The sequence below is a fragment of the Candidatus Symbiopectobacterium sp. NZEC135 genome, from assembly GCF_025962695.1.
Genome location: NZ_JAGFPF010001537.1, coordinates 1 through 514 on the forward strand (window position 1 = coordinate 1; position 514 = coordinate 514).

Annotated in this window: 1 protein-coding gene; it reads left to right on the plus strand. The window is 58.2% G+C overall.

Going from position 1 to position 514, the window contains the following annotated elements; all coding sequences use genetic code 11:
- Window positions 1–514, plus strand: a 514-nt coding sequence (locus J5224_RS35235) for a TonB-dependent siderophore receptor (RefSeq protein WP_264629414.1), incomplete at both ends; no start/stop codon positions are given.

Genomic DNA, 514 nt, shown 5'->3' on the forward strand with positions numbered 1-514 from the left:
GCGATCAGGCAGCACGCACGTTGGACGAAGCGCTGTACAGCATCAGCGGTATTACCCAAGCCAACACGCTCGGGGGTACGCAGGATGCGGTGATAAAACGTGGGTTTGGCGACAACCGCGATGGCTCGCTGTTTCGCGATGGCATTCGTTCGATTCAGGCCCGCAATTTCACGCCTACCAGCGAGCGCGTTGAAGTCCTCAAAGGCCCCGCCTCGATGCTGTACGGCATGGGTGAACCCGGCGGCGTGATCAACATCATCAGCAAAAAACCGGAACTGGTTCAAAAAACCCATATCGAAGGCTGGCAGAGCAGTTTTAACGGGGGCGGCGGTCAGGTGGATGTCACCGGCCCACTGGGGGACAACGGTCTCGCTTACCGCATGCTGGTCGATCACGACGAAACCGATTACTGGCGCAATTTTGGCCGCAAGCGCCAAACCACCGTGGCGCCGTCAGTGATGTGGTATGGCGATGACACCACGGTGCGCCTTGCCTATGAACATCAGGAATACCT